This is a genomic window from Streptomyces roseolilacinus (assembly GCF_014649335.1).
GTDB lineage: Bacteria > Actinomycetota > Actinomycetes > Streptomycetales > Streptomycetaceae > Streptomyces > Streptomyces roseolilacinus.
Genome location: NZ_BMSV01000011.1, coordinates 1 through 13,172, shown reverse-complemented (window position 1 = coordinate 13,172; position 13,172 = coordinate 1). Strand labels below are relative to the sequence as shown.

The window sequence follows — 13,172 nt, the reverse complement described above, 5'->3', positions numbered from 1 at the left end:
TACCTCGGGGGACAACTACGTGGGGCATGGAGTGCCGGAACTCGTACTGGAACTGAACGAAAGGACCTGGACCCTCGATCCGTCCAGGTCGTACACCCTCGGGCGCGACCCGCAGGGCGACGTGGTGATCGACGACGCCAGGGTCTCGTGGCGGCACGCCACGGTGAGCTGGGGGGGCCGGAGTTGGGTCATCGAGGACCACGGCTCCACCAACGGCACCTATGTGCAGGGCCAGCGGATCCACCAGATGGAAATCGGACCGGGTGCCGTCGTGCACCTGGGCAACGCCACCGACGGCCCGCGGCTGGACTTCACCGGTGCCGCCGCGCCCGCCGCCCACGCCGCGCCCGCCGCCCACGCCGCACCCGCGGCCCACGCCGCACCCGCGGCCGACGCCGCGTACCACGCCCAGGCGCCGCAGGCACAGCAGCCCTGGCCGGGCCAGCAGGCCCACGCGGCACAAGCCCCGCAACAGCAGCACCAGTACCACCAGCCGCAGCAGCAGCACCACCAGCCGCAGCACCACCAGGAGCAGCCCGGCTGGCAGCAGCAGATCCCGCACCAGCAGATCCCGCACCAGCAGGGCGGCGCGGCGGCCCACCAGGCGCCCGCGTCCCCCGCGTACGGGGGGGACCGCAGCCCCACCACCTTCCACCAGCTGGCCCTGGGCCGCGTCATGCGCATCGGCCGCGCGCTCGAGAACGACCTGGTCGTCTCCGACCTCCAGGTCTCGCGCCACCACGCCGAGTTCACCGCGCACCCGGACGGCCGCTTCGAACTGCGCGACCTGGGCGCGCACAACGGCACGTACGTCAACGGCCAGCCGATCGCCAAGTCGGGCACCGTCCTCATCGGCCCGAACGACATCGTCGGCGTCGGCCACTCGACGTTCCGGATCGTCGGCGACCGGCTGGAGGAGTTCGTCGACACCGGCGAGGTCTCCTTCTCGGCCCGCCACCTCACGGTCACCGTCGACGGCGGCAAGCAGATCCTGAAGGACGTCTCCTTCGGCGTCCCGGAGAAGTCGTTGATCGGCGTCATCGGCCCGTCCGGCTCCGGGAAGTCGACGCTCCTCAAGGCGCTCACCGGGTACCGCCCGGCCGACCAGGGCGACGTCCTCTACGACAACCGCAGCCTCTACAAGCAGTTCGCCGAGCTGCGCCAGCGCATCGGCCTGGTCCCGCAGGACGACATCCTCCACAAGGAGCTGACCGTCCAGAAGGCGCTGCGGTACGCGGCGAAGCTCCGCTTCCCCGGCGACACCGCCACGGCCGAGCGCGAGGCCCGCATCGACGAGGTGCTGCGCGAGCTGAAGCTCGACATCCACAAGGAGAAGAAGGTCACCTCCCTCTCCGGTGGCCAGCGCAAGCGCGTCTCCGTCGCCCTGGAGCTGCTGACCAAGCCGTCCCTGATCTTCCTGGACGAGCCGACCTCCGGCCTCGACCCGGGCATGGACCGCGACGTCATGCAGCTGCTGCGCGGCCTCGCCGACGACGGCCGCACGGTCCTCGTCGTCACCCACTCCGTCGCCGAGCTGGCGCTCTGCGACAAGCTGCTGGTGATGGCGCCCGGCGGTTCGGTGGCCTACTTCGGCCCGCCGGAGGAGGCGCTGAACTTCTTCGGGTACGAGACGTGGGCGGACGTCTTCTCCGCCTTCGAGAACTACCGCGACTACGACTGGGCCGGCCGCTGGAAGGGCTCGCAGCACTACCAGCTGTACGCGGCGGACATCGACGCCGTCGCCGCCCAGCCGGTCCAGATGCCGGCGCAGTCCGCCGCCAAGCCGCCCAAGCCGCAGAGCTGGGGCGCCCAGCTGTGGACCCTGATCCGCCGGTACGTCTCCGTGATCGCCTCCGACCGGGGCTTCCTCGCCCTGATGGTCATCCTCCCGGCGGTCCTCGGCGCGGTCTCCGTCGTCATCCCGGCCGACTTCGGCCTGGCCCCGCCGACGCCGCCGTCCCGGTTCAACGGCGACGCCGGCACGATCATGCTCATCCTCGCGGTCGGCATGTGCTTCTCGGGCGCCGCCAACTCCGTGCGGGAGCTCATCAAGGAGCGGGTGATCTACGAACGGGAACGCGCCACCGGCCTGTCCCGCTCGGCGTACCTGATGTCCAAGGTGATCGTCCTCGGCCTCATCACGGCCTTCCAGGGCGTCATCATCTGCGCCATCGGCTTCATCCCGCGCGAGCTGCCCGTCGAGGGCCTGATCATGCCGCCCGCCGTCGAGCTGTGCGTCGTCGTCATCGCGCTCGGCCTGACCTCGATGATGGTCGGCCTGGTCATCTCGGCCCTGGTGAAGACCGCCGAGAAGACCATGCCGCTGCTGGTCATGTTCGCGATCGTCCAGGTCGTCTTCACCGGCATCCTGTTCAAGGTGTACGGCTCGCCGGGCCTGGAGCAGTTCGCCTGGCTCATGCCGTCCCGCTGGGCCATCGCCGGCGCGGGCGCCACCCTCGACCTGGCGCACCTCATGCCGCCGTGGGACCACAAGAACCCCACCGACCTGGACCCGCTGTGGGAGCACGGCGTGGGCCAGTGGAGCATGAACGTGTCGGTGCTGCTCGCCATGGCCGTCGTCCTCGGCTTCCTCGTGGCGCGCCTGCTGCGCCGCCACGAGCCGGAGGTCATGCGCAAGTGACCGGCGGCGCGCACGCGTGAAGGGCGGCACCCCACCGGGGTGCCGCCCTTTCCACGTCGTCGCGGGTCAGTACGCGCTGTCGACGTTGTCCATGGAGCCGTACCGGTCGGCCGCGTAGTTGCACGCGGCGACGATGTTGGCGACCGGGTCCCACTGGCTCTTCTTCGTGCCGGGGATGTGGTACGCGTCGAACGTCGGCTTGATGACCTGGAGCAGGCCGATGGACGGGACGCCGTTGCGGGCGTTGATGTCCCAGTCGTTGATCGCGTTCGGGTTGCCGCTGGACTCCCGCATGATGTTGCGGTGGATGCCCTCGTAGGTGCCCGGGATGTCGTGCTTCTTCATGATGTCGAGCGCCTCGCGGATCCATCCGTCGAGGTTGTTCGCGTACACCGGCGTGCGCGCGGCGGCACGGCTCGCGACGGTCTTGACGACGAGGCGCTCCTTGGCGGCGACCTGGGCCTTCGCCTCGGCGGCCGCTGCGGCCTCCGCCTTCGCGGCGGCCGCGGCCTTCGCCTTGGCGGCGGCCTTGACCTTGGCGGCGGCCGCGGCCTTCGCCTTCGTCTCGGCGGCGGCCTTCACCTCGAACGCCGACTTCTGTCCGGCGATGCCGGCCTGCAGTTCCGCGCTCTGGTAACCGCTCCAGGCGGCGGCCGGAGCGGCGGCCACCTCCGCGACCTCCGCCTTGGCCGAGGCGGGGCCCGGGACCAGGGAGAAGGAGAGGGCGGCGACGCCGACGGCTGCCACGCCGGCGAGGGAGAGCTTGTGGTTCTTCTTGAGACGGCTGAGACCAGGGGTGCTGGACGGGGACATACAGTCGTACCTCTTCGAATCGCGGGAGTCGCACGCCGGGCGGCGTTGCGCCTGGCTTGGCGGGCGACGGGAGCAATTCTTAGCGGCCGCAAAAACCCGAGGCAAAGGTGTGACGTACGACCCCGGGTAGTGGATCAGGAGGTGCGGCGCGCGGCCCCCACTCGGCCCTGACGCTCGCCCGACCAGCACTGATATGTCCCATTACGGTTCCACTACGGAGGCTCGTACGTGACCTGGGTCCTATGCGCGGCCTCACACCGGGCCCCCGTCGAGCTCACCGATTGTTGCGGCAGCAATGCTTTGCGTGTGGTGCTTTCCGGACCCTTCCACGGCATCCGTGCGAGGACCTAGGGCCTGGGACCCAGACATCGCCGTCCACAGGCGGATACGGACCGTCACCCCCCGTGGGTACGGTGAACGCATGACCGACCGACCACGCTCCGGCCTCGCCGCGGTGAGCACCGCCCTGCTGGAGATGAGCAGGCAGCTGGAGGTCCGCGACGTCCTCAAGACGATCGTGGCCTCCGCCCGCGACCTGCTCGACGCCGAGTACGCCGCGCTCGGCGTCCCGGACGACCACGGCGGCTTCGCCCAGTTCGTGGTCGACGGCGTCAGCGACGAGCAGTGGAAGGCCATCGGCCCCCTGCCCCGGCAGCACGGCATCCTCGCCGCGATGCTCCACAGCGAGCAGCCCGAGCGCCTCGCGGACGTCCGCGAGGACCCCCGCTTCGAGGGCTGGCCCACCACCCACCCCGACATGTCGGACTTCCTCGGCCTGCCCGTCCGCGACGGCGAGGAGACGATCGCCGCGCTGTTCCTCGCGAACAAGCGCTGCCCCTCGCCCGACGGCGGCTGCGGCTTCACCGCCGAGGACGAGGAGCTGCTCGGCATCCTCGCCCAGCACGCCGCCATCGCCCTCACCAACGCCCGCCTCTACGAGCGCAGCCGCGAGCTGACCATCGCCGAGGAGCGCTCCCGCCTCGCCCACGAGCTGCACGACGCGGTCAGCCAGAAGCTGTTCTCCCTGCGGCTCACCGCCCAGGCCGCCGCCGCCCTCGTCGACCGGGACCCCGCCCGCGCCAAGGGCGAGCTCCAGCAGGTCACCGCCCTCGCCGCCGAGGCCGCCGACGAACTGCGCGCCGCCGTCGTCGAGCTGCGCCCCGCCGCCCTCGACGAGGACGGCCTGGTCCACACCCTGCGTACGCACGTCCAGGTCCTCGACCGGGCGCACACGGCCCGCGTCACCTTCGACGGCGGCGGCATACGGGCCCTGCCCGCCGCCCAGGAGGAGGCGCTGCTCCGCGTCGCCCAGGAGGCCCTGCACAACGCGCTGCGCCACTCCGGGGCCGGCGAGGTCGCCGTCCGGCTCGCCCGGCACGGCCAGGGCGCCCGCCTCACCGTCACCGACGACGGCAAGGGCTTCGACCCGCGGGCGGTCCGCCGCGCCGGCCGCCACCTGGGCCTCGTGTCCATGCGGGACCGGGCGGGCGGCGTCGGCGGCAGACTCACCGTGCACTCGGCGCCCGGCGAGGGCACCACGATCGAGATGGAGGTCCCCGGTGGCTGACAAGGAGAACGACGGCACCGCGCGGGCGGGGGAGGGGCGCGCCATCCGCGTCCTCCTCGTCGACGACCACCAGGTCGTCCGCCGCGGGCTGCGCACGTTCCTGGAGGTCCAGGACGACATCGAGGTCGTCGGCGAGGCCGCGGACGGCGCCGAGGGCGTCGCCCGCACGGAGGAGCTGCGCCCCGACGTCGTCCTCATGGACGTGAAGATGCCCGGGACGGACGGCATCGAGGCCCTCCGCAGGCTCCGCGAGCTGGGCAACCCGGCGAAGGTGCTGATCGTCACCAGCTTCACCGAGCAGCGCACGGTCGTCCCCGCCCTGCGCGCGGGCGCCGCCGGATACGTCTACAAGGACGTCGACCCGGACGCCCTGGCCGGCGCCATCCGCTCCGTCCACGCGGGGCACGTCCTGCTCCAGCCCGAGGTGGCCGGGGCGCTGCTCAGCCAGGAGGAGACGAACGGCGGCTCCGGCGGCCGCAGCGGCACCCTCACCGAGCGGGAGCGCGAGGTCCTCGGCCTGATCGCCGACGGCCGCTCCAACCGGGAGATCGCCCGCGCCCTCGTCCTCTCCGAGAAGACCGTCAAGACGCACGTCTCCAACATCCTGATGAAGCTGGACCTCGCCGACCGCACCCAGGCCGCCCTGTGGGCGGTGCGCCACGGCCTCACCACCTGACCGGCCCCACCCGCCCCACCCGGACGGCCCACGGTCCCACCCGGGCCCGCCCACCCGGGTCCACCCGCCCCACCCGCCCCACCCGGACGGCCCACGGTCCCACCCGGGCCCGCCCACCCGGGTCCACCCGCCCCACCCGGCCCGGACGGCCCGCGTCCCCCGGGCGGCGACCGGAGCCACTCCGGGCCGCCCGGGGGACGGGCGGCTCAGGGCCGACCGCGCTCCCGCTCCTCCACGTACGCGTTGAACGCCGCCACCTGCGCCCGCCGCGCCACGCGCTCCACCGGCCGCAGCGCCTCCGTCCGCGCCGCCATCTCCGACGCGCTCACCGCGCCGCCGTGCCCGTTCCCGTACGCCAGCGAGACCAGCAGCGCCACCCGCCGCGCCAGCTCCAGCACCCGCGCCGCCCGCGGCGGGTACCCCGGGGCCAGCAGCTCGCCCCCGGCGTGCGCCCGCGCCCGGTACGCGTCCAGCGCCGCCTCCGCCGCAGGGCCCGACGCCGCCACGTTCAGCCGCGTCAGCGCCACCGTCGCCTCCCGCAGCGCCTCCGCCAGCTCCCGCTCCGCCTCACCCAGCGACGGCACGTCCGCCGGCGGCGCCTCCCGCACCGGCAGGCAGTGCCACACGACCTCCACGTGCAGGTCCCCGGCCGGCCCCGCCTCGGTCACCTCCGGTACGAGCCCGAACCCGGCCCCGTACCCCACCGCCGCCTCCTCCGCGTCGAGCGCCCGCGCGTTGAACTCCGGCGGTCCGCTCAACCCCAGCGGGTGCCCCGGCGCGGGCAGCGCCACCCGCCACCCGGTGACCCCCAGCGACCGCAGCCGCCCCAGCCCCAGGGTCAGCCCGACGGGCCCCCGCTCACCCGGCAGGCCCTCCACGCGGTGCGGCGCGTCGTCCCCGACGATCGCGCCCACCGCCTCGTCCGGCGACACCAACCCGGCCAGCAGGGCGTTCCCCCATGCGGCCAACCGTCCTGAACGTGGTTCCGAAAGCATGGCCCCAGCCTAGGTTCCGGCCCCACGGGTACGGGTCCCACCACAGGTGGCGTAGGTTTTCCCTGGGAACCTGCGCCCGCCGCTCCCGCGGCGGTCCGCGCGAGGACCGACGACGAAGCAACGACCGCAAGGGGAGACAACGCGCTCATGGGCGATGTACTGGAGCTGGTGGACGTATCCGTGGTCCGCGACGGACGCGCTCTGGTGGACGAGGTCTCCTGGTCGGTCAAGGAGGGGGAGCGCTGGGCCATCCTCGGCCCCAACGGCGCCGGCAAGACCACCCTCCTGAACGTCGCCTCCACCTACCTCTTCCCGACCCGGGGCACCGTCCGCATCCTCGACGACGAGCTCGGCAAGGTCGACGTCTTCGACCTGCGTCCCCGCGTCAGCATGGCCGGCATCGCCATGGCCGAGAAGCTCCCCAAGCGGCAGACCGTCCTGCAGACCGTCCTCACCGCGGCGTACGGCATGACCGCCACCTGGCGGGAGGACTACGAGGCCGTCGACGAGGACCGGGCCCGCGCCTTCCTCGACCGCCTCGGCATGTCCGACTTCCTCGACCGCAGGTTCGGCACCCTCTCCGAGGGCGAGCGCAAGCGGACCCTCATCGCCCGCGCCCTGATGACCGACCCCGAGCTGCTCCTCCTCGACGAGCCCGCCGCCGGCCTCGACCTCGGCGGCCGCGAGGACCTCGTCCGCCGCCTCGGCCGCCTCGCCCGCGACCCGTACGCCCCCTCCATGATCATGGTCACGCACCACGTCGAGGAGATCCCGCCGGGCTTCACCCACGTCCTGATGATCCGTCAGGGCAAGGTGCTCGCCGCCGGTCCCGTCGAGACCGAGCTCACCTCCCGCAACCTCAGCCACTGCTTCGGCCTGCCCCTCGTCGTCGAGCGCGTCGGCGACCGCTACACCGCCCAGGGCCTCCCGCTCGGCTGACCCGCCGTCCACCCCCCAGGGGCACCGGAGCACCGGACGCCGCGGGAGCCGAAGGGCCCCCGCACCCGCCGGGCCCCCTCGGTGCCCTGTCCCCGGCGGCCCCGCGCACCTACCATGACGACGTGGACATCGACGCATGGGTCTGGTGGCTGATCGCGGCGGTGGGGCTGGGCATCCCGCTCGTCATCACCGCGATGCCCGAATTCGGCATGTTCTCCGTCGGGGCGGTCGCGGGCGCCCTCACCGCGGGACTCGGCTTCGGAGTGGTGGCCCAGGTCATCGTCTTCGTCGCCGTCTCCGTCGCGCTCCTCGCCGTCGTACGGCCCATCGCGGCCCGGCACCGCGAAGGGCAACCGGCCCACGCGACCGGCGTCGACGCCCTGAAGGGCCGTCAAGCCGTCGTCCTGGAACGGGTCGACGCCTCCGGCGGACGCGTCAAACTCGCCGGCGAGGTCTGGTCCGCCCGCTCCTACGACCCCGGCCAGGCCTTCGAACCGGGGCAGCAGGTCGACGTGGTCGACATCGACGGAGCGACCGCCGTCGTCCTATGACATCGCGTCATATACCGTCAGGGGAAGGCCGATCGCCGGGGGAACGGGCCGAACCACCCACATGACCGCCCGCCGTCTGGGAAAATCGATCACCGACATCAACCGGCAGCGAAGGGCACGGGGAGCACGATGCCATCAGTCATCATCGTTCTGGTCATTCTGGTGGTGCTTGTCTTCATCGCCCTGATCAAGACGATCCAGGTCATCCCACAAGCCAGCGCCGCCATCGTGGAACGCTTCGGCCGCTACACCCGCACCCTCAACGCGGGCCTCAACATCGTCGTCCCGTTCATCGACACGATCCGCAACCGCATCGACCTGCGCGAGCAGGTCGTCCCCTTCCCGCCCCAACCCGTCATCACCCAGGACAACCTGGTCGTCAACATCGACACGGTCATCTACTACCAGGTGACCGACGCCCGCGCCGCGACCTACGAGGTCGCCAGCTACATCCAGGCGATCGAGCAGCTCACCGTCACCACCCTGCGCAACATCATCGGCGGCATGGACCTGGAGCGCACCCTCACCTCCCGCGAGGAGATCAACGCCGCCCTCCGCGGCGTCCTCGACGAGGCCACCGGCAAGTGGGGCATCCGCGTCAACCGCGTCGAGCTGAAGGCCATCGAGCCGCCCACCTCCATCCAGGACTCGATGGAGAAGCAGATGCGCGCCGACCGCGACAAGCGCGCCGCGATCCTCACCGCCGAGGGCATCCGCCAGTCCCAGATCCTCACCGCCGAGGGCGAGAAGCAGTCCGCGATCCTGCGCGCCGAGGGCGAGGCCAAGGCCGCCGCCCTGCGCGCCGAGGGCGAGGCCCAGGCGGTCCGCACGGTCTTCGAGGCCATCCACGCCGGCGACCCCGACCAGAAGCTGCTCTCCTACCAGTACCTCCAGATGCTCCCGAAGATCGCCGAAGGCGACGCCAACAAGCTCTGGATCGTGCCCAGCGAGATCGGCGACGCCCTCAAGGGCCTCTCCGGCGCCTTCGGCAACCTCGGCGGCGGCGCCCCCGGCTTCGACACCTCCGCGAAGGAGCGGCGCCGGGAGGAACCCCCCGTCGACTGACCACGGACCGGACCCCGGTCGACTCACTCCGGCGCCCTCGTGCATGATCGGTTCATCCACCACCGATTCCGTACGGGGGCGCAGTGACGATCTGGGAGATGCTCGCCGTCCTCGCGGCCGGCGTCGGCGCGGGCACCATCAACACGATCGTGGGATCGGGGACGCTCATCACGTTCCCCGTTCTCCTGGCCACCGGCCTGCCCCCGGTCACCGCCACGGTCTCCAACGCCCTCGGGCTGATCCCCGGTTCCATCAGCGGGGCCATCGGCTACCGCGCCGAACTCACCGGCCAGCGCGACCGCATCCTGCGCCTCGCCGTCGCCGCCGCCCTCGGCGGACTCGGCGGCGCCGTCCTCCTCACCGTCCTCCCCTCCACGGCCTTCGAGACGATCGTCCCCGTCCTCGTCGCCCTGGCCCTGGTCCTCGTCGTCCTCCAGCCCCGCATCACCCGCGCCGTCCAGGCCCGCCGCGAACGCGACGGCCGCACCGACACCACCCGCCACGGCGGCCCCCTCCTGTTCGCCGGCCTCCTCCTGGCCAGCGTCTACGGCGGGTACTTCACCGCGGCCCAGGGCATCGTCTACCTCTCCCTCATGGGCATGCTGCTCGACGACACCCTCCAGCGCCTCAACGCCGCGAAGAACATCCTCGCGGCCGTCGTCAACACCATCGCCGCGCTGTTCTTCGTCTTCGCCGCCCACTTCGACTGGACCGCCGTCGCCCTCATCGCCGTCGGCTCCACCATCGGCGGCCAGATCGGCGCCCGCGTCGGCCGGCGGCTCCCCCCGAAGGTCCTCCGCACCCTGATCGTCGTCATCGGCAGCGCCGCGATCCTCCAACTCGTCACCCGATGACGAGGAGCCCGCCCCCGGCGACACACGGGGACGGGCTCCACCGACGGACCACGCTCAGGCGGCGGCCGCCTCCGGCCGCTGCGCCGTCAGCCACTCCGGCAGCTCCGACCGCCCACCGGCCCGCAGCGCCAGCAGCATCGCGTCCGCGGGGCTCGGGACGAACGGCTGGTGCAGCAGCGGCATCCCCGCCTCCTGCGGCGTACGGTCCGCCTTGCGGTGGTTGTCCTCCGCGCAGGAGGCGACCGTGTTCAGCCAGCTGTCCGCGCCCCCCTGCGACCGCGGCACGACGTGGTCGACCGTGGTCGCGCGCCGCCCGCAGTACGCGCACCGGTGCTGGTCTCGCACCAGCACACCGCGCCGCGACCACGGCGCGTGTCTTCGGAACGGCACCCGTACGTACCGGCACAGCCTGATCACCCGCGGCACGGGCAGCTCCACCTCGGCCGCCCGCAGCCGAAGTCCCGGATGGGCCTGCTCGACGACGGCCTTGTCCTGCAGCACCAGCACCACCGCCCGGTGCAGCGACACCGTCGACAACGGCTCGAAGCTCGCGTTGAGAACCAGCGTGTCCCGCATTCCGCCCACCTCCGTGTGCCGGCCGTCCCCTGACGCGCCTGGACCAACTCTGGCGGGGCGGCACCGAACGGGACAACGCAATATCCGCAGACGGAAAATGCCCGCCCCCGGCCTTCTCCAGGCCGAGGGCGGGTGAACGGAAGGCGAACGTTCAGCTCTCCGCGGGTGTCTCGTACTCCCCGATCAGCTGCGCACGCGCCAGCGTGTGGAACCGCAGGTTGAAGCCGACGACCGCCGGCGACGCGTCGGAGTCCGGGCCCAACCGCTCGGTGTCCACGGCGTACACGGTGAACACGTACCGGTGCGGACCGTCCCCGGGCGGCGGCGCGGCACCACCGAAGTCCTTCGACCCGTAGTCGTTGCGGACGTGCACCGCGCCCTCGGGCAGGCCCTCGAACCCCCCGCCGCCCGCGCCCGCCGGCAGCTCCGTCACGGACGCCGGGACGTCGAACAGCACCCAGTGCCAAAAGCCGCTGCCCGTCGGCGCGTCCGGGTCGAAGCACGTCACGGCGAAGCTCTTCGTCTCCGCCGGGAAGCCCTCCCACCGCAGCTGCGGCGACGTGTTCCCCTTCGCGTACACCTGCGCGTCCGCCAGCACGCCCCCGGGCGCGACGTCGTCGCTCACCACGGTGAACGACGGCACCGGCGGGTGGAAGTCGTGGGGGAGCGGCGCCCTCTTCGCCTCGGTCACGTCAGAACCTCCGATCGCTCTGGATCCTCGATCCTCGAGCCTAGAGCCAGTTCCGGCGCCCACCGACGTCGGCGAGCCACTGGTTGAGGTACGCCGCCCAGTCGGTGTTCCGGTAGTCGTCCAGCCCGACCACGAAGCAGCGGTACGAGTCGCTGCCCTCGCTGAACAGCCCGCCCCTCTTGTCCATCTCCAGCACGACGTCCATCTCCCGGTCGTCGGCGACGAACGACAGCTCGACCTGGTTCAGCCCCCGGTACTGCTGCGGCGGCAGGAACTCGATCTCCTGGTAGAACGGCAGCCGCTGCCGCGTCCCCCGGATGTGCCCCCGCTCCATGTCGGCGTTCTTGAACCGGAAGCCCAGCCGGACGAACGCGTCCAGGATCGCCTGCTGTGCCGGCAGCGGGTGCACGTTGATCGGGTCCAGGTCGCCGGAGTCCACGGCCCGCGCGATCGCCAGCTCCGTCGTCACCCCGATGTCCATGCCGCGCAGCTGCTGCCCGGCGATGCAGGTGACGGGCGTCTCCCAGGGGATCTCCAGCCCGAAGGGCACGACGTGCACGGCCCCGGCCTGGACGGTGAAGGAACCACCGATCTGCGTCCTGCCGAACTCGACGTCCTGCTTCGTCTCCTGGTCGCCGCCCTCGACCTCGACCCGCGCCTGCAGCCCGAGCGACAGGCCCTGGATTTCCTGCGGCACCGAGCCGCCCTCGATCCGCACCTCGCCCTGGACGACACCGCCGGGCACCACGTTCGACTCGGTCAGCACGGTCTCGACGTTGGCCCCGCCCGCACCCAGGCTCGCGAGCAGCTTCTTGAAGCCCATGTCCACTCCTTCTCGGTCCACAGCTCACATACGCGTACGCGCGGAAGACCGTAGCCGGTTCCGGGCGCCGTCCCAGTACGCTCGTTCAACATGATCGAGAGCCCCGACCGTACGCCGCTGCCCCGGGACTTCTTCGACCGCCCCGTACTGGAGGTCGCCCCGGACCTGCTGGGCCGCACCCTGGTACGGATGACGGACGACGGACCCATCGAACTGCGCCTCACGGAAGTGGAGGCGTACGCCGGGGAAGTCGACCCCGGCTCGCACGCCTACCGCGGCCGCACGGCGAGGAACGCCGTGATGTTCGGCCCGCCCGGTCACGCGTACGTGTACTTCACCTACGGCATGTGGCACTGCCTGAACCTCGTGTGTGGCCCGGTGGGCACCGCCGGCGGGGTCCTGCTGCGCGCGGGCGAGATCCGCGCCGGCCACGAGCTGGCCCGCCGTCGTCGCCTTTCGGCCCGGCACGACAAGGAACTGGCCAAGGGCCCGGCCCGTCTCGCCACGGCCCTGGACGTCGACCGCACCCTGGACGGCACGGACGCCTGCGCGGACGGCGACTCCCCCCTGTCGGTACTGGCCGGGACCCCGGTCGCCGCCGGTCAGGTGCGGAACGGCCCCCGCACCGGTGTGGGCGGGGAGGGAGCGGTGCACCCGTGGCGCTTCTGGATCGAGGGGGACCCGACGGTGAGCCCGTACCGGGCCCACACACCACGCCGGAGGAGGGCTTGACTCTCGAGGCCGAACCGCCTAATGTCGACCGAGCCGTAAGAGCCGGGGCACGCTGTACCAGCGCCTCCGGGGGCGGCCAAACCACCATCTAGCGATCTTCCCCCTGGCGGGGTGGGTTTCGGCGTGTCCGGGATTCATTTCGAGGGGCTCGATTATGAGCACCGCGGGGAACCCGCTAAAGTAGTGGAAGCCGAAAGGCGAAAGGCCCTCCAACGGCCACCGGAAACGAAATCCGCACCGGAAACGGAA

At 72.0% G+C, this 13,172-nt stretch carries 13 protein-coding genes; 8 read left to right on the top strand and 5 right to left on the bottom strand.

Annotated features, from left to right (window positions below; all coding sequences use genetic code 11):
* Positions 1-31 precede the first annotated feature (31 nt).
* Positions 32-2,641, top strand: coding sequence for an ABC transporter ATP-binding protein/permease (locus IE106_RS24010; protein ID WP_189537280.1), 2,610 nt, complete (start codon positions 32-34; stop codon positions 2,639-2,641).
* A gap of 66 nt (positions 2,642-2,707) precedes the next feature.
* On the opposite strand, the gene IE106_RS24005 is transcribed toward IE106_RS24010, so the two are convergent.
* Entirely contained in the window at positions 2,708-3,454 is a 747-nt protein-coding gene (locus tag IE106_RS24005) for a transglycosylase SLT domain-containing protein (protein ID WP_189537279.1), read from the bottom strand.
* A gap of 421 nt (positions 3,455-3,875) precedes the next feature.
* On the opposite strand from IE106_RS24005, the gene IE106_RS24000 reads away from it, so the two are divergent.
* Both IE106_RS24000 and IE106_RS23995 read left to right on the top strand, forming a co-directional pair.
* Complete coding sequence (locus IE106_RS24000; RefSeq protein ID WP_189537278.1) at positions 3,876-5,021, top strand: GAF domain-containing sensor histidine kinase; 1,146 nt, start codon at positions 3,876-3,878, stop codon at positions 5,019-5,021.
* Positions 5,014-5,697 (top strand): response regulator, encoded by a 684-nt coding sequence (locus tag IE106_RS23995; RefSeq protein ID WP_189537277.1) that lies wholly within the window; start codon positions 5,014-5,016, stop codon positions 5,695-5,697. Before IE106_RS24000 ends, IE106_RS23995 begins: the two co-directional genes overlap by 8 nt.
* A gap of 206 nt (positions 5,698-5,903) precedes the next feature.
* Here the strand turns inward: IE106_RS23995 and IE106_RS23990 are convergent, their stop codons facing one another.
* Positions 5,904-6,692: an Rv1486c family protein gene (locus tag IE106_RS23990; protein ID WP_189537276.1), complete on the bottom strand. Its 789-nt coding sequence runs from the start codon at positions 6,690-6,692 to the stop codon at positions 5,904-5,906.
* Between the two features lie 147 nt (positions 6,693-6,839).
* Between IE106_RS23990 and IE106_RS23985 the strand changes: the two genes are divergently transcribed.
* The 4 genes from IE106_RS23985 (at position 6,840) to IE106_RS23970 (ending at position 10,101) form a co-directional block, all read left to right on the top strand.
* Entirely contained in the window at positions 6,840-7,631 is a 792-nt protein-coding gene (locus tag IE106_RS23985) for an ABC transporter ATP-binding protein (RefSeq protein WP_189537275.1), read from the top strand.
* A 122-nt stretch (positions 7,632-7,753) separates the two neighbouring features.
* The gene (locus IE106_RS23980; RefSeq protein ID WP_189537274.1) at positions 7,754-8,182 is read left to right on the top strand and encodes an NfeD family protein; all 429 of its coding nucleotides are present in this window, start codon (positions 7,754-7,756) and stop codon (positions 8,180-8,182) included.
* A 129-nt stretch (positions 8,183-8,311) separates the two neighbouring features.
* Entirely contained in the window at positions 8,312-9,247 is a 936-nt protein-coding gene (locus IE106_RS23975; RefSeq protein ID WP_189537273.1) for an SPFH domain-containing protein, read from the top strand.
* An 83-nt stretch (positions 9,248-9,330) separates the two neighbouring features.
* A complete protein-coding gene (locus IE106_RS23970) occupies positions 9,331-10,101 on the top strand; it encodes a sulfite exporter TauE/SafE family protein (RefSeq protein ID WP_189537272.1) in 771 nt (256 codons plus the stop codon).
* Between the two features lie 54 nt (positions 10,102-10,155).
* Here IE106_RS23970 and IE106_RS23965 read toward each other — a convergent pair whose 3' ends face one another.
* From IE106_RS23965 to IE106_RS23955, 3 genes are all read right to left on the bottom strand, one after another.
* Entirely contained in the window at positions 10,156-10,677 is a 522-nt protein-coding gene (locus tag IE106_RS23965) for an HNH endonuclease (RefSeq protein ID WP_189537271.1), read from the bottom strand.
* A gap of 151 nt (positions 10,678-10,828) precedes the next feature.
* Positions 10,829-11,368: a YbhB/YbcL family Raf kinase inhibitor-like protein gene (locus tag IE106_RS23960; RefSeq protein WP_189537270.1), complete on the bottom strand. Its 540-nt coding sequence runs from the start codon at positions 11,366-11,368 to the stop codon at positions 10,829-10,831.
* A 40-nt stretch (positions 11,369-11,408) separates the two neighbouring features.
* The gene (locus IE106_RS23955) at positions 11,409-12,191 is read right to left on the bottom strand and encodes a sporulation protein (RefSeq protein WP_189537269.1); all 783 of its coding nucleotides are present in this window, start codon (positions 12,189-12,191) and stop codon (positions 11,409-11,411) included.
* Between the two features lie 90 nt (positions 12,192-12,281).
* Here IE106_RS23955 and IE106_RS23950 point away from each other — a divergent pair, with 90 nt between their 5' ends.
* Positions 12,282-12,923: a DNA-3-methyladenine glycosylase gene (locus tag IE106_RS23950; protein WP_189537268.1), complete on the top strand. Its 642-nt coding sequence runs from the start codon at positions 12,282-12,284 to the stop codon at positions 12,921-12,923.
* Positions 12,924-13,172: the final 249 nt, after the last annotated feature.